The organism is Nocardiopsis dassonvillei, from assembly GCF_964273065.1.
Lineage (GTDB): Bacteria > Actinomycetota > Actinomycetes > Streptosporangiales > Streptosporangiaceae > Nocardiopsis > Nocardiopsis dassonvillei_B.
In genome coordinates this window covers 2,842,664-2,858,694 of sequence record NZ_OZ186815.1, presented here as the reverse complement: position 1 = coordinate 2,858,694, position 16,031 = coordinate 2,842,664, and the positions used below count along the sequence as shown (strand labels likewise).

The window sequence follows — 16,031 nt, the reverse complement described above, 5'->3', positions numbered from 1 at the left end:
CCGGGCGGCCTCCGCGGCCTGTCAGCCCGCGGACCCCGCGGATCCCGACCCCCGTGGCTCCGCCACCGGACCGGAGGCGTCGGAGGGCCCGGGACCCCCGGGCTCCCGCGGCTCCGCCCCGTGCGGGGCCCGGTCGCGCACCGTCCACCGGGAGACCGCCCGGGAGAGGGCGGTGACCGGCCGCTCCATCGGGCCGGGGCCCAGGGTGAGCCGCCACACGGTGGCGAACACCAGTGAGAACACCATGACGGTCTCCACCGTGTAGGTCTCCACCCAGTGGGCCCAGCCGGGCAGGAGCATCCCGTTCACCGCCCACAGCACGACCCCGTGCGCGGTGTACAGGGTGAGCGTCATCGCGCCGACGGCGGCCACCGGGTAGAGCGCGACCCGCATCGGGCGCGTCCCGGCGAGCAGCAGGCACAGGCCGACCACGGCCATCGCCACACCGGTGTTGCCGGCCACCTCGAAGGTGCTGTTGCCGTGGGGGTAGGCCTCCAGCGCGGCCCACCAGGGCGTCACGTCGCGCTCACCGGGCAGGAACCGGGAGATCGGCCCCAGCAGCAGCCAGGACGACCCGTAGCCGAGGAGGGCCAGGCCGGCCCCGCCGCCCACCAGCCACCACCGCACCCGCCGCGAGCGCAGGCCGGTGCGGGCGACCGCCATCCCCGCCAGTACGTAGGCCATGAACACCGTGGCCGGGTACAGGCCGAACACCAGCAGGTCCAGCGGGCCCTCCAGGGCGTCGAGGGAGAACAGCGGCATCTCCTCGGAGAACTCCTCCCCCGGGGACCCGTCCTCGGCGAAGGGGTCCTTCCCGCTCTCCTCCAGGGAGGCCCAGTACGCCTCCTTCTCCTCCACCCACTCGGGGTCGCCCCAGGTGGCCTCCCACTCGGCCTCCTCCTCGGGCGTCCACTCCTCCACGTAGGAGTCGGACCCGCCGAGCCCGGCCGGCAGGTACTGGACGGCCAGCGTCGCCTGCGGGCCGACCAGGGCCACCGCGACCGCCAGCGCCGCCAGGTGGCGGGTGCGCAGCCACAGCAGGGGCACCGCCAGCAGGAAGAACAGTCCGTAGAAGTGCAGGATCACCGCCAGCGAGCCCAGCGTCGCCAGGCCGTACCCGAGGAGGATCAGCAGCAGGGCCCGCACCGCCAGCCGCACCCGCACCCGGTTGCGCTCCACGCGCGTCCCCGGCCGGGTGCGCCCGGCCAGCAGGACCAGGGACACCCCGGCCAGGAACGCGAACAGCGCCGCCGAGCGGCCGCTCACCGCCCCCGAGACCCACTCGACCACCGTCGCCCCGGGACCCGAGTAGTCCTCCTCCCAGACCGCGTAGACGTCGGGCGCCCCGGTCAGCAGCAGGGTCAGCGGCACACCCATGTGCGCGACGAAGACCCCGACCAGCGCCACGCCCCGGGCCGCGTCCACGCCGAGCAGGCGCTCGTGCGGGCCCCCGTGCCCGGGTTCCGCGGGTGCCCGGCCCGGCACCGCCGGATCCGGTGGCCGTTCGCCCCCCGCGGCTCCCACTCCCTCGACAACGGCCATGCGCATTCCCCCGTGCGTCGTTCGTCCTTTTGCACAGCCATCAACGCGGGCCGGTCGGGCGGCGGTTCGGTCGGGGGGGCCGATTCCTCCGGGAGAGATGATGACCACCCCGGCGAACAGTCATTACTCCGAAGGGTATCCAGATCAATACTTTGGGTGTGTAGTCTGTCGGCGTATCCCGAACCCACCGCGGCTCCGTCGGTGTTCCCGATGCCGCACGGCCACCTCCAGGAGGACCGACGTGACCGACCCCGACCTCGGCGGCATGGACCTGACGGTCGTGGCCGTTGCGGACTCCGAACCGTACGTCCGCCTGTCAGCGGCCATGTTCGACGCCCTGCCCGGCCACGGTCACACCGTCGGCCTCGCCGTGGTGCGGTCACCGATCACCCCCGCGCCCGCGCAGCTGCGCCGGGCCGTCGCGGGCACCGGCCTGACGGATCGCCGGGTCCCCGTCCTGACCCTGCCCGAGCTGCGCCGCCTGGTCCGCCGCCGGGTGCCCGACGTCGTGATGCTCAACTGCACCGCCCGGGTCACCGACGCCCTGGCCGACATCCTGCCCGCGGGCCGCCGCCGGCCCGTGGTGGTCTCCACGCTGCCCGGTCCCGCCCTGCCCGCGGGGGAGTACGAGTGGCTGCACCGGGCCCGCGCCGACCTGCTCGTCCTGCACAGCCTGCGCGAGGTCGCCGCGTTCTCCGAGCTCGGCGAGAAGCTCGGCGCGAAGACCGAGGTCGCACTGGCGGGGCTGCCGCTGCCCAGGGCCCGCGAGCGCCGCCGGGGGCGCCCGCACCGGGTCGTCTTCGCCGCCCAGGACGGCGTCCCGGCCACCGCCCGCCGGCGGGAGTGCGTCCTGGAGGCGCTGGCCGGCCTGGCCGAGAGCCGCCCCGACCTGGAGGTCGTGGTGTGCCCGGGCGAGCGGCGGTCTTCCGCCCCGGGCGGCGACTACACCGAGCTGTGGCGCGGCCTGGTCGCGGCCGGGCGCGTCCACGACCACACCGTGCTCTTCCGCCCCGGACCGGTCGCCGCCCAGCTGGACCGGGCCCGGGGCCTGGCCACCTTCGGCTCCCCGGCGGCCCTGGACGCCCTCGCCCTGGACGTCCCGGTGATCGTCCTGGGCGACGCCGGCGAGGACCCGGGCGCGACGGTGTTCGAGGACGGCGACGTGTTCGGGACCCTGGACGACCTGCGGGCCCTGCGCTTCCGGGTGCCCTCCCCGGCGTGGGCGCGGGAGAACCACTTCCACCCGCCGGAGCTGGAGGACTGGACCCGCCGCCTCACGGCCCTGGTCCGCCGGGCCCGGCGCGGCGACCTCCCGGCCCGCCCGGCCCTGCTCGACGCGGGGGCGCACCGCCGCGCCCGCCGCCGGGTGCTGGCGGACCTGGGCGGAGCCCCGTCGCTGCTGCGCCCGGGGCCGCGCGCCCAGTGGCCCGCGCCCTGAGCCGCCCGACGGCCGCCGGCCGGACCGTCCCGGGAGGCGGCGTGCGGCTCCCGGACCGGCTCCGCGCACCGACCGCGCGGCGGACGGCCCCGCCTCCCGGAGTCCGGGGAGCGGGGCCGTCCGCCGCACGCGGCCGTCAGTGGTCGGTGACGCTCGGGGCGGCGGCCTCCTCGATACCGCCGATGAGGGTGGAGGTGTGGTCGGCGAGGGTGGTGTCCGCGACCGGGGCGCCGGGCAGCGCCTCCAGCAGGAGCGGCTCCAGCAGCACCGACAGCGACGACGAGAAGGAGTACGAGAAGTGGTTGTCGTCGTAGTAGGCCAGCTGGTTGCCGATCACTCCGGGGCACTCCTCGTCACCGCACAGGTAGCCGGTCAGGTCCACGGTCCGCACGTTGCCCGGCAGGTCCGCGGCCGCGGCCTCCAGCGGTGAGACCTCCGCCATCGTGTACGCCCGGTCCTGCGTGCAGCGGCCGCCCCGGTCGACGCAGTCGGCCACGTCGAAGGAGAAGCGGGGGGTGTCGCGGACGGCGACCACGTCGATCCCGAGCCCCTCCAGCCACCGCCAGTGCTCCACGAAGCCGTCGGGCACGTGCTCCAGGCTCCCGTCCCCCTGCTGCGTCAGCGTCCCCAGGGAGAACACCGCGTCCGGGGCCATCCCCTCGAGCTCCTGGGCGACCTGCGCGTTCCAGGCGGTGCACTCCTCGTAGACCTCGCCCTCGAACACCTGCTCCTCGGCGCTGAACTGGCAGGCGTTCTTGGTCATCATGACCAGCCGCCACCCGTGGTGCTCGGCGATCGGCCGCAGCGCCTGGAACCAGTGCCGCGCGTGCGAGCTGCCGGTGAGGACCAGGGTGTAGTCCGAGTCCACGTCGCCGAACTCGCAGGAGATCAGCTCCGTGGAGGGGATGGTCACGTTGCACTCGCTGGTCTGCGCGATGGTGTCCCGCTTGACCGTGGTGGTGTCCGGGAACACAGGCAGCGCCGGCAGGTCGGCGGCCAGCTCCGGGCTCAGGTGCACGGCGGCGCCGGGGTAGGCGGTCGGGTCCTCGCTGAGCCGGGCGCGCATCTGCCGCTCGTGCTCGATGCCCGCCCCCCAGGCCAGGGAGCCGACCAGCACCGGGACCGCGAACAGCACGCCCGCGGCCAGCGACCACGACGGGGCCCGCCGGTCGCGCAGCACCCGGTCGATACCGCCCTCGAGGATCCACGAGGTGGCCAGGGCGGCGGCGAAGGAGGCACCCAGCACCAGGAGTCCGCCGGTCACCGACGGCTTCACCCGGTCCGTGACCTCGAGGTAGAAGACGAGCACCGGCCAGTGCCACAGGAACAGCGGGAACGAGTGCCTGCCCAGCCACACCAGCGGGCGCAGGCCCAGCAGCCGGTTGGCGGACCACCGCTCGGGCCCGGCCCCGGCCCCCGCCACCAGGACGAGCACGGCGGCCAGCACCGGCCACAGGGAGGCGTACCCGGGGTAGGGGAGCGAGTCGCCGATGACCGCGCCGCACGCGACGAGGGCGGCCAGCCCGGCCCAGCCCGCGAGCAGGCGCAGCGCCCGGGGCAGCCGCGGGCGGGTCAGGACCAGGGCGAGCAGGCCGCCCAGGGCGGGCTCCCACAGGCGGGCGCCGGTGTCGAAGTAGGCCCAGGTCGGATCGGTGGCGGTGATCCACAGCGAGTACCCGAACGACAGGGCGAACACCGCGGCGACGGTCACCGCCGCGGCGGCCCGCACCCGCCCGCCCAGCCGCACGGCGACCAGGGCGACGGCGGTGAGCAGCAGCGGCCACAGCAGGTAGAACTGGCCCTGCACGCCCAGCGACCAGAAGTGCTGGACGGGGCTGGAGGCGGTGTCCCGCGCCATGTAGTCGACCGAGCCCAGCGCCAGGTGCCAGTTGGCGTGGTAGAGCGCGGCGGCCTGCACGTCGGCGATGACGGCGGTCCAGGACGACCGCGGCAGGAACAGGAGGGTTCCGGCCAGGACCGCGCCCAGGACCACCGCGCCCGCGGGGGAGAGGCGCCGGACGGTGCGGCTCCAGAACGCGCCGATGCCGATGCGGCCGTCGCGCTCCAGCGACCGCACCATCGACCCCGTGACGAGGAAGCCGGTGAGCAGCAGGAAGACGTCGACGCCACCGGAGACCGTGCCGAACCAGATGTGGTAGACGGCGATGAGGACGGCCGCGACGGCGCGGAGTCCCTCGATGTCGTCGCGGCGCCGGGACACGGGCGCGCGCATTGTGTCGAGCACGGGGCTCGGGACAGCAGAAGAGGACAAGGGTGTGCCTTGGGCTCGGTGAAGGTGGGGGCAGGGGGCGGCGGCCGTGGTCCGGGCGCGCGGCTGGGCGCCGGAGGGATGACGGCGCTCGGGGAATGCCCTGCCGCTTCAGTATCCGGTGGCTTTGTCCGGATCTGGCCATTACGGGGTGGACGTTGTCCAGTCGAGATGAAATCTGTGTCGTCGCGTGCCCTGATCTGCGAAAACAGTGTCCGACCTCACACCCCGCGAGCCCCGGGGCCCCGCGGATACATGCGCCTTTTGTAGATATATGGGGCTTTTATGACAACGCGCTTGCCCGAACCCGCGTCCTCTTCCGGGACCACCGACCAGCTGGACGACCGGGGAGAGCACCTATGGCGCCGCACTTCGAAGAGGACGAGTACGAGGAGGGCGAGGAGCACTTCTACGACGACGAGGGCACCTTCGGAGTACTCGCACCACTGGACACCGACGAGGCCGACGGCGGCTGGTGACACCTCCCGTGACGCGGATGGGCCCCGGACCTGCACGGTCCGGGGCCCATCCGCGTTCGAGAACGCCTCAGCGGCGCAGGCCGAGGCGTCGCAGCACCCGGCCGCCGAGGCGGCGCAGCCGCCGGTAGGGCGTGGCGGCCGCCGCCTTCTCCAGCTTCTCGATCCGCTTGGCCGTAAGGGTGAGCGTCCTGGCCAGCTCGTCCACCTGCCCGGCCTTCTTCTCCAGGGCCGTCACCTTGCGGGTCAGCTCCCGGACGCGGGCCTCGGAGGCGGAGGCACGGGTGCGCGCACGCTTGTCCGCCTCCCGCAGCCACGCCAGCCGGTACCCCAGGTCGCCGTCGTCCCCGCCGCGCCAGGCACTCACCCCGGGGTGATGCTCCACGGCCGCCAGCCGGGCCTCGAACGCCAGGCCGCCGTCCCGGTCGGGCCGGTGGACGTGGTCCAGCCCGTGCCGGTCCATGAAGGAGACGAGGCGGTCGAACCGCTCCCCGTGCCCCTCCACCACCGCGGAGAAGTCCGCCTCCTCGTACAGGCGCGCGGGCAGGTCCCCGAGGCCCTCCTCCGGCAGCTCGTCGACGGTCCGGTGCGGGATGTCGAAGTACCGGCACAACTCCAGCGTGCGTGAGTCGTGGCACAGGACCACGGCCGGAGTGCCCGCCAGCAGCGCCGCGACGTTGCCGTGGATGCGGGTGCCGAACACGAAGTCGCGGTCCCGCAAAGCGTCGATCCACACGGGCGTGTCGTAGTACAGCCGCATCCGGTCCTCGGTCAGCAGCCGGTGCGACCGGAGCGAGGGCACCGGGTCGCTCTCCCCGGCCGCCTCCGACACGTCGCCCCAGTACAGCAGCTCCAGGTCCTTGAGCTCCTGGGCCACGTACTCCACGTCCGGGTACCGGTCCAGGGCGGCGTCGACCAGTCGGTTGATCACCCCGTCGCCGATGGTGCTGCCCGGGATGTTCCCGGACGGGAAGGACACGTTGACGGCGAGCCGCGCCGACGGGTCCAGCGTCCCGGCCTTCTTGTGCACCTGGAGGTCGCGCCCGTACATGAACATGGACGGGCAGCCGATGACCTCGACGTCGTTGAAGCCGAGACCCCTGAGGTACCGCTCCGTGAACTCGCCGCGCACGCCGATGGACGGCGACCGGTCGAGCACCAGGGAGCAGAACCGGCGGACCTCCTCCTCGACCGGGGCCATCGGGGCCGGGTCGTAGTCCACCCCCGACTGGGCGCCCACGCCGAAGACCACCACGGGGATGCTCAACTGCTCGATGAGGTCGCTCAGGTCCTTCAGGTGGTGCCGGAACGACGGCCGGAAGGCGTTGGCCAGGGGAACGACGAAGACGTCGTACTCCTCGTTGATGCGGCCGGCGTCCTTGGGGTCCACCCGGTACCGGTTGGGCGTGATCTCGGCTCCGGGTGTGTCGAGGAACTTCCACACGGCATCGCTGAACAGCAGGTTGCCCGTGTTCGTCGCGATCAGGTTCCGGTGGATGACCTCGCTGGGAGAGGCCGGGGCGAAGGGGCTGCGGCCCGCACGCAGCAGAACGCGGGTCATGGTGGTCCTTGTGGGTCGGTGGTGGGGGGACGGGGGGATCAGCGGCGGAGCCCCGCCTTGCGCAGGACCCGCCCGAAGGGCCTGCGCACCCTGGCCGTGACCGACTGCTGCGCGGCCTTCTCCGCCTTGGCCGCCTTGTTCTCAGCGGCCTTCAGCCGCTTCTCCAGGGCCTTGAACCTCTGCTCGGTGCTCTTCTCCAGGGAGCGCACCTGCTTGGCCAGCTCCGTGCGGGCCGCCTCGCTCTCCAGATGGCGGGCACGGAGCCAGCCGATGCGGTCGCTCACCCCCGCCTCGGCACTCGTCCAGGCGTCCACGGCGGGCGGGTAGGCCGTCGCGCGCACGCGTTCCTCGAAGGCGGCACCCCCGTCCTCCCCGGGCTGGTGCACGTGGGAGAGCCCGTTCTTCTCCAGGAAGGAGGTGAAGCGGAAGAACCGCTCGGCGTGCCCGGCATGCATCGCGGAGTAGTCGGCCTCGCGGTACAGCTCGGCGGCGTCCACGTCCGATGCCAGGTCCCGGATGAGCCGGTGCGGGATGTCGAAGTACCGGCACAGCTCCAGGGTGCGCGAGTCGTGGCACAGGACCACGGCCGGGGTTCCGGCCAGCAGCGCGGCGATGTTGCCGTGGATGCGGGTGCCGAAGGAGAAGTCGTGGTCGCGCAGTGCGTCGATCCAGGTCGCCGGGTCCAGGTGGACGTTCACCTTGTTCTGGAGGAACAGGGGATGGGTCCGGTGGACGGGCATCGGATTGTGCCGGTCCTCCACCGCGGAGGCGTCGCCCCAGTACAGCAGCGCCAGGTCCTTCGTCTCCTGGGCGAAGTAGCGCATGTTCGGGTAGCGCTCGAAGTTCGAGCTGACGATGCCGCCCACGTCGCCGGCGCCCAGCGCGCTGCGCGAGGCGTTGACGGCGACGGCCGATCCGGAGTCGAGTTCCGCCACCTTCTTGGTGACGGACAGCCGGTCCCCGTACATGAACATCGACGGACAGCCGATCACCTCGACGTCGTTGAAGCCGAGGCTCTTCAGGTACCGCTCGGTGAACTCGCCGCGCACACCGATGCTCGCGGAGTGGTCCAGGACGGCCGAGACGAAGCGCCGTACGGGAGCGTTCAGCGGCTCCATACGGTCCAGGTCGTAGTCGAGGTTCGACTGGGCCCCCACGCCCAGGACCACCACCGGGATGGTCAGTTTCTCGATGAGTGAGCTGAGCTTGTTCAGGTGGCCCACGAAGGAGGTGCGGAACGCGTTGGCCAGGGGCACCACGAACGCGTCGTACTCCTCGTTGATCCGGTCCGCCTCAGAGGCGTCGGCACGGAAGCCGTTGGCGACCACCTCCGTGTCCGACGTCTGGAGCGTCTTGTGCGAGGCCTGGCTGAAGATGAGGTTCCCGACGTTGTTGCCGAAGACGTTCTCTTCGATGGCGGCGCCCGCGTGGACGATGCGGAACGGGTCCTTCCTGGACCGCATGAGGATGCGCTTCATGATCGTTGCCTTTGTGAGGCCCGGGTCAAGGGCTGGTGAGCTCGGCAGGGGTCTCCTTGCCGAGGGGTGACAGCGGCCGCAGTTCGGCGGCGCGCGCGTAGAGGTCGTCGACGGCGGCGGTGAAACGGCTCATGGAGCTGACGTCCGAGGGCCCCAGGAGGTAGGTGCGCAGTTCCCGGCGCTGCTCGGCGAGTTCGTCCGCCTCGCGCAGGTGCACGGCGGCCAGCGCGGTGTCCAGGCCCTCCGCGTCGGGCAGGAGCATGTACGCAGCGCTGGATGTCGGGTGCTTGACCCGGAACTCCTCGTGGGTGATGCCCTCGCAGTTGGTGATCGCGTAGGGCTTCTCGGTGGCGACGAAGTCGGCCACCACGCTGGAGATGTCGCTGATGAGCAGGTCGGCCTGGTTGAAGCAGGAGTACAGCGACGGCCGCGGCCCCTGGATCACCAGGTGCGCGGTGTCGGGCTGGCCCTCCCAGTACACCTGGTGCCACTTCTCGGTGAGGACGGCCATCTCCTCGATGACCCCGGGGTCGGTGCGGCCCTCCTCCCGTGAGTTGTGGGCCTCGTCGGTGGTGCCCCGGTCGTCGTCGAAGGCGGCCAGTCGGCGGTCCAGTTCGGCCAGTGCCGTCCCGTTCCGCTCGCCGTGTCCGGCGGTCCTGTTCGCGGCCTCCAGCAGCGCGACGATCCTCTGGTGTGCGCGGCGCGCCCGGGCCGAGCGCACGCCGGTGAACGGGTGGGGCTTGTACAGCACGCGCACCCGCGGCTCGGCCTTGAGCAGGTGCTCGATCAGGGTGGGGCCGGCGTCGATCAGCGAGGTGTTGCCGGGCTCGTCGGTCCACCCCTCCCAGGTCGGGGCGTACAGCACCGTCCGGACCGCGTTGGGTGCGGTGTCGGTGCGGATCGAGTCCAGCTGGGGGCGGCCCACCTCGACGATCTCGTCCGGGCGCACGCCCACCTGGGCGCGCACGTACCGGTCCAGCCCGGCCCGCCCGGCGGTCCACACCTCGTCGTAGACCTTGCTGAACGGGTTGACGCTGGCGATCTTGTCGCTGTCGCCGTGCCCGATGAACACGTGCTTGATCATCGGGTTGCGCAGCATGTGGATGTTCTTGCCGGTGTTGGCCGGGTACAGGGCCACGCGGGCGGGGCCGAAGTCCAGTGCCATCAGGTCGGTGGAGACGGGCACGCACAGCACCGGGACGGGGGTCGGCGCCAGCTGGGCGGCGATGACGCGCTCGCGCAGCACGACGATCCCGCGCCGGGGCAGCCGGGCCATGGTGTCCAGCCACATGTTCACCTGGTAGGCGGAGTCGGCCGAACCGGAGAAGTACAGGACGACCTCGGGGCGGTAGGAGTCCAGCCACGCCTGGGTGAACTCCATGACCTTCTCGGGGGAGGGGATGGTGCGGGCCCGGCGGATGTGCCACGCCAGCATCAGCACCGCCAGGACGGTGACGCCGATGGTCAGGACCGCACCGGCCGCCACGGCCCAGGGAGAGCCGAACCACACGTACCCCACGACACCGAAGACCAGGAAGGCGTCCAGCGGCAGCAGCCTGCTCATCGGCTCGCGGACGAGCGGCATGGGCGGGCTGTCGGGGATGTTCAGGGCGGTCAGGTCGATGTTGCGGGTGACGATCGGCAGCTTGCGCGAGGCGCGCAGCATCCGGGCGGCGATGCCCGCCACCAGCTGGAGGCCGAAGAGCAGCAGGAACGCCAGCAGGACCATGCCGATGCCGGCGGAGGTGGCCGTGGTCGTGGTGATGAGCAGGCCCAGTACGAGCAGCTGGCGCAGCAGGGCACGCGGTGTGATGCCCAGACGGATCTGCTGGACCAGCTTGGCCAGGTCCTGCAGTCTGTGGAGCAGCAGCGCGTCCATGGCGTAGCTGCCGGCCGCGCCGATCGCGAAGACCCACCAGGAGCCCATGATGACACCGGTGAGCATCACCAGGTAGGTGAGGCCGAGCAGGGCGGCTCCCAGGAGCGTGGCGCGGCCGAGGTCGCGGAGCTTGCTCACTTGGCACCTCCGGCGGCACCGGCGCCCGGCAGGTCCTCGCGGCGGACGTCGACGACGTGGCCGGTGAGGTCGGAGAGGAGCACGTCCAGGGAGGTGGTGGCGACCTTCTCGGCGCTGAGCAGCGTTCCGGCGGGCTCCTCGCCGAAGGCCTTGACGCGCATGGGCGTCTGGGTGCGCTCGGGGTTGATGCAGTTGATGCGCACGCCGTTCTCGGACCACTCGTCGGCCAGGGCCTGGGTGAGGTTGACGGTGGCCGCCTTGGTGGAGGAGTACAGGCTGTACTCCCCGCGTCCGCGCGTGTAGGAGCTGGACGTGTAGAGCAGCAGCTGCCCCTTGGTCTGGGCGAGGTAGGGGAAGGCGGCGCGGGCGATGTGCACCGGGGCCAGGTAGTTGACCCGCAGCGCCTCCTCGATGACCGAGTCGTCGGTCTGGTCGAGGCGGCCGATGCGCAGCACGCCCGCGGTGTTGACGACGTAGTCGACGCGCCCGGTGGCGCTGTGCGCCTGCTCCAGGGCCGCGGCGATGTCGGCCGGGTTCCCCACGTCCGTGCGGGTGGCGCTGCGCGAGTAGCGGAAGACCCGGGCGCCGTGCTTCTCCGCCAGGTCGGCGACCCCCGCCCCGATCCCGTAGCTGCCGCCGAACACCACCACGGTCTTGCCGGTGAGCCGCGCGGCGTAGTCCTCGTCGGTGAACTCGGGCGTGGCGGCCGAGGAGAGCTGGAAGAGCTTGTCGGCGATGAAGATGTCGACCGGCTGGGTCACCTTCATGTTCTGCTCCTCGCCGGCGACCACGTGGATCGGGGTCTCCGGGGAGTAGCGCAGGACGACGGTGCAGTCGTCGGTGGCCTCGAAGCCCGGGTCGCTCCACGCCTTGGCGTAGGCGTCGCGGATGGTGGACATCCGGAAGCCCTGCGGGGTCTGCCCGCGGCGCAGCCGGGACCGGGTCGGGACGTCGGTGATGACGTCGTCGTCGACCTCGATGATGGTGTCCGAGGAGGGGATCGCCACGTCCACGGCCTGGTAGGACTCCAGGGCGGTGATGCAGTCGTCGATGACGCGCTGGGACAGCAGGGGGCGCACCGCGTCGTGGAAGAGCACGTTGGTGTTCTCCGCCGAGTAGTGCGACAGCGCGTCCAGGGCGAGCTGGGTGGTGGCGTTGCGGGAGGTGCCGCCCGGCAGTACCCGGGTCACCTTCCCCAGGCCCGCCTTGCGCACGATCTCCTCGGCGTCGTTCACGAACCCGGGGTTCATCATGACGATGACCTCGTCCACCCGCGGAGCCTGCTCGAACAGCTCCAGCGTGTGCTCCAGGATCGTCTTCCCGGCGATCTTCAGCAGCTGCTTGGGCGTCGCCAGGCCGATGCGCTGGCCGCTGCCGCCGGCCAGGACGACGGCCACGGTGCGGGTCACGGATCGGGCTACGGGCTCGGTGGCATGGCTGGGCAAGGCTGCGCTCCGATAAGGGAAAGAGGGCGGGGTCGTGCCGCGGGAGGGCTCGGGGCGGTCGACGTGAGGCCGGGCCCTGCTCAACGAGACTTCACCGGGCAGACAGGAAGACGTTTTAACAGGATATGGGGTTTACCTGTGGTTTGTGAGTTAGATGACTCACGGACCGACTTTGATACAGAATCGGTCATCACGAGCGGGGCCAGGGGGGCGAAAAAGGGGCCGCGCCATGTCGGCGCGACCCCCTGCATCACGGACGGACAGGCCTCAGACAGCCCCTTCCGCCTCCTCCGTGCCCGGGATGACGATCCGGACAGAGCCGATCGGCCGGTCGCCGCCCCCCTCCTCGCGGAAGGGGTCCGCCGGGACCGGCTCGGCGAAGGTCCCGAGCGGGAAGTCCCGCAGCCCCCGCTCGTACAGGCCGTCCACGGCCGCGGCGAACCGGGTCTGGGCGTCGGGCTCGTCCGGCCCCAGCAGGTACTCCTTGAGGATCCCCCGGCGCCGCGCCATGGCGTCGGCTCCCGGCTCCCGGGCGGCCGCCAGGACCTCCTCCAGCCCGGCCAGGCCGGGCCGCAGCACGTAACCGGCCCCCGCGGACGGGTACTGGCGGCGGAACTCGTCGTCCTCCATCGCCCACAGGTCCGCGATGGCGTAGGGCTTGCCGCTGGCGATGAAGTCCGCGACCACGCTGGAGATGTCGCTGACCATCGCGTCCGACTCGTTGAAGCAGGAGAACAGCGTCGGGAACGGGTCGGTGACCACGTGGTGGCGCAGCGGCCCCGCCGACGTCCAGTACAGGTCGTGCCACTGCCGCAGCAGGTCCCGGTACCCGGCCAGGTCCTCCCCGGTGAGGTTCCGCTCCGACGACTCCTCCCGGAACCGCGCGATCCGCCCGTGCAGCTCCGCCAGCCGCCGCTCGGCCTCCGGCGGTACCGGGTCCAGGCCGCGGTTGTGCGCCGTGATCGCCTCGACGATCCGGCGGTGCGCCGCGGCGGCCCGCGGGGACCGCTTGCCCAGCAGCGGGTGCGGCTTGTAGATGAGCCGCACCGGCTCCGCCCCGCCCAGCAGCCGCTCCACCAGCTCCACACCGACGGTGTCCGCCGAGGTCAGGTAGTTGTTGTCGTCCACGCCCTCCCAGGTGGGCGCGTAGATCACGGTGGGCACCGCCCGCTCGGCCGGCGGCCGCGGGCCCTGGACCACGTCCAGCTGGGGGCGGCCCACCTCCACCACGTCGCGGTCGTCGATGGCGTGCCGGACCCGGCGGTAGCGCTCGCGCCCGCCGCGTCCGGCCACCCAGATCTCGTCGAAGATCCGGCTGACCCGGTTGCTGCTGGGCAGCTTGTCGCTGTCGCCGTGCCCGATGAACACGTGCTTGATCTCGGCGCGCTGCACCAGGTGGATGTTCTTGCCCGCGTTGCCCGGGTACAGGGCCACCCGCACCGTGGACAGGTCCAGGGCGGCCAGGTCGTCGGCGCGCGGCACGCACACCACCGGCAGCGACGTCGGCTCCAGGTGCGGCAGGTTGGCGTGCTCGCGGAACACGACCAGGGCCCGCCGGTCCAGCCGCTCCATCGCCTCCAGCCACATGTTGGCCTGGTAGACGCCGTTCTGGCTGCCCACGCCGAACGTGAAGTACAGGACCACCTCGGGGCGGTACGCGCGCAGCCGCTCGTTGACCGCCTCGATGACCTCCGCGTCGGAGGGGAAGCGCAGGTGCGCGAGGAACGTCGGCACGGTGGCCAGCACCAGCAGCAGCGCTGCTCCGGCACTCAGCGCGGCGCCGCCGACCGCGAGCCACCCGGGCCCGCCCGCCAGGTGCGCCACCCCGCCCATGACCAGGGCGATGTCGGCGAGGAACACCCGGTTCATCGGCAGCTCGCGCACGAACCCGGCCGGCTGCGGCAGGTTCAGCGCGGACAGGTCCAGGTTGCGGGTACGCACCGGCAGCCGGGAGCGGCGCAGGATCTGCATCCGCATCAGGTCGTAGGCCAGGGACAGCACGAAGAAGGCGGCAAGCCCCGCGAACGTCGACCAGTAGGCGGGGGTGCCGATCGCGTTCACGGACACGTACAGGGCGATGAGGAGGATCTGCCGCAGCAGCATCCGCACGGTGAGCCCCACCCGGATGCGGCTGAGCACCTTGGTGAGCACGGTGACCCGCTGGGCGACCAGCCACTCGGTGGTGTACAGGACCAGGGCCAGGAGGCCGAACACCCAGACCTGCGCCATGGCCACCTCGACGGCCTGGAGCAGGAAGGAGAGTCCCATGGCGGCCAGGACGGCCAGTGCCGGGCCGTCCACTCCCAGGTGGCGGAGCCGGTTCACTTCACCGCCTCCGTCCTGCGCGCCCGGGCGGCGGCCACCGGGTCCTCGCGGCGGACGTCGACGACGTGGCCAGTGAGGTCGGAGAGGAGCACGTCCAGGGAGGTGGTGGCGACCTTCTCGGCGCTGAGCAGCGTTCCAGCGGGCTCCTCGCCGAACGCCTTCACCCGCATCGGGGTGCGGGTGCGCTCGGGGTTGATGCAGTTGATGCGCACCCCGTCCCCGGACCACTCGTCGGCCAGGGCCTGGGTGAGGTTGACGGTGGCCGCCTTGGTGGAGGAGTACAGGCTGTACTCGGCCCGGCCCCGGGTGTAGGAGCTGGACGTGTACAGAAGCAGCTGCCCCTTGGTCTGGGCGAGGTAGGGGAAGGCGGCGCGGGCGATGTGCACCGGAGCCAGGTAGTTGACCCGCAGCGCCTCCTCGATCGCCTCCGGGGAGGTGGCGTCCAGCCGCCCGATGCGCAGCACCCCCGCCGTGTTGACGACGTGGTCCACGCGGCCCGTCGCGGAGTGCGCCTGCTCCAGGGCGGCGGCCACCTGGGCGGGGTCGGCGACGTCGGTGCGGGTGGCGCTGCGCGAGTAGCGGAAGACCCGGGCGCCGTGCTTCTCCGCCAGGTCGGCGACCTCGGCCCCGATGCCGTGGCTGCCGCCGAACACCACCACCGTCCGGCCGCCCAGCAGGCGGTCCCGGTCGGCGTCGGTGAACTCGGGGGTGTCCGCGGAGGAGAGCTGGAAGAGCTTGTCGGCGATGAAGATGTCGACCGGCTGGGTCACCTTCATGTTCTGCTCCTCGCCGGCGACCACGTGGACCGGGGTGCCGGGGGAGTAGCGCAGGACGACGGTGCAGTCGTCGGTGGCCTCGAAGCCCGGGTCGGCCCAGGCCTTGGCGTAGGCGTCGCGGATGGTGGACATCCGGAAGCCCTGCGGGGTCTGCCCGCGGCGCAGGCGCGACCGGGTCGGGACGTCGGTGATGACGTCGTCGTCGACCTCGATCACGGTGTCCGAGGACGGGATCGCCACGTCCACCGCGGTGAAGCGGTCCAGGGCCGTCACGCAGTCGTCGATGATGCGCTGGGACAGCAGGGGGCGCACCGCGTCGTGGAAGAGCAGGTTGGTGGTGTCCGCGGGCAGGTGGGCCAGGGCGTCCAGGGCGAGCTGGGTGGTGGCGTTGCGGGAGGTGCCGCCCGGCAGGACCCGGGTCACCTTCCCCAGCCCCGCCTTGCGCACGATCTCCTCGGCGTCACCGACGAACCCGGGGTTCATCATGACGATGACCTCGTCGACCCGCGGGGCCTGCTCGAAGACGTCGAGCGTGTGCTCCAGGATCGTCTTCCCGGCGATCTTCAGCAGCTGCTTGGGCGTCGCCAGGCCGATGCGCTGGCCGCTGCCGCCGGCCAGGACGACCGCGACCGTCCTCGTGGCGGGCGCGGGACGTGGAAAGGTACTGCTCTCAGGCAAGGTCGTCTCCCTCTTCGCGAAGAGTT

At 72.1% G+C, this 16,031-nt stretch carries 9 protein-coding genes; 1 reads left to right on the top strand and 8 read right to left on the bottom strand.

Annotated features, from left to right (window positions below):
- Positions 1-21: 21 nt before the first annotated feature.
- Positions 22-1,542, bottom strand: a complete 1,521-nt coding sequence (locus ACSUPR_RS12515; RefSeq protein WP_436891458.1) for a DUF418 domain-containing protein — start codon at positions 1,540-1,542, stop codon at positions 22-24.
- A gap of 241 nt (positions 1,543-1,783) precedes the next feature.
- On the opposite strand from ACSUPR_RS12515, the gene ACSUPR_RS12510 reads away from it, so the two are divergent.
- The gene (locus ACSUPR_RS12510; protein ID WP_436891456.1) at positions 1,784-2,980 is read left to right on the top strand and encodes a DUF6716 putative glycosyltransferase; all 1,197 of its coding nucleotides are present in this window, start codon (positions 1,784-1,786) and stop codon (positions 2,978-2,980) included.
- Positions 2,981-3,116: 136 nt separating this feature from the next.
- On the opposite strand, the gene ACSUPR_RS12505 is transcribed toward ACSUPR_RS12510, so the two are convergent.
- The 7 genes from ACSUPR_RS12505 to ACSUPR_RS12475 form a co-directional block, all read right to left on the bottom strand.
- Positions 3,117-5,213: an acyltransferase family protein gene (locus ACSUPR_RS12505; RefSeq protein WP_436891988.1), complete on the bottom strand. Its 2,097-nt coding sequence runs from the start codon at positions 5,211-5,213 to the stop codon at positions 3,117-3,119.
- 582 nt (positions 5,214-5,795) lie between these two features.
- Positions 5,796-7,286: a polysaccharide pyruvyl transferase family protein gene (locus ACSUPR_RS12500; protein WP_436891454.1), complete on the bottom strand. Its 1,491-nt coding sequence runs from the start codon at positions 7,284-7,286 to the stop codon at positions 5,796-5,798.
- Between the two features lie 38 nt (positions 7,287-7,324).
- The gene (locus ACSUPR_RS12495; protein ID WP_436891453.1) at positions 7,325-8,764 is read right to left on the bottom strand and encodes a polysaccharide pyruvyl transferase family protein; all 1,440 of its coding nucleotides are present in this window, start codon (positions 8,762-8,764) and stop codon (positions 7,325-7,327) included.
- 25 nt (positions 8,765-8,789) lie between these two features.
- The gene (locus ACSUPR_RS12490; RefSeq protein WP_436891452.1) at positions 8,790-10,781 is read right to left on the bottom strand and encodes a glycerophosphotransferase; all 1,992 of its coding nucleotides are present in this window, start codon (positions 10,779-10,781) and stop codon (positions 8,790-8,792) included.
- The gene (locus ACSUPR_RS12485) at positions 10,778-12,190 is read right to left on the bottom strand and encodes a D-ribitol-5-phosphate cytidylyltransferase (RefSeq protein WP_436891450.1); all 1,413 of its coding nucleotides are present in this window, start codon (positions 12,188-12,190) and stop codon (positions 10,778-10,780) included. The genes ACSUPR_RS12490 and ACSUPR_RS12485 overlap by 4 nt, the downstream gene beginning before the upstream one ends.
- Before the next feature lie 303 nt (positions 12,191-12,493).
- Positions 12,494-14,551, bottom strand: a complete 2,058-nt coding sequence (locus ACSUPR_RS12480; protein WP_436891448.1) for a glycerophosphotransferase — start codon at positions 14,549-14,551, stop codon at positions 12,494-12,496.
- On the bottom strand, positions 14,548-16,005 hold the full coding sequence (locus ACSUPR_RS12475; RefSeq protein ID WP_436891446.1) for an SDR family NAD(P)-dependent oxidoreductase: 1,458 nt from the start codon (positions 16,003-16,005) through the stop codon (positions 14,548-14,550). The genes ACSUPR_RS12480 and ACSUPR_RS12475 overlap by 4 nt, the downstream gene beginning before the upstream one ends.
- Positions 16,006-16,031 lie beyond the last annotated feature (26 nt).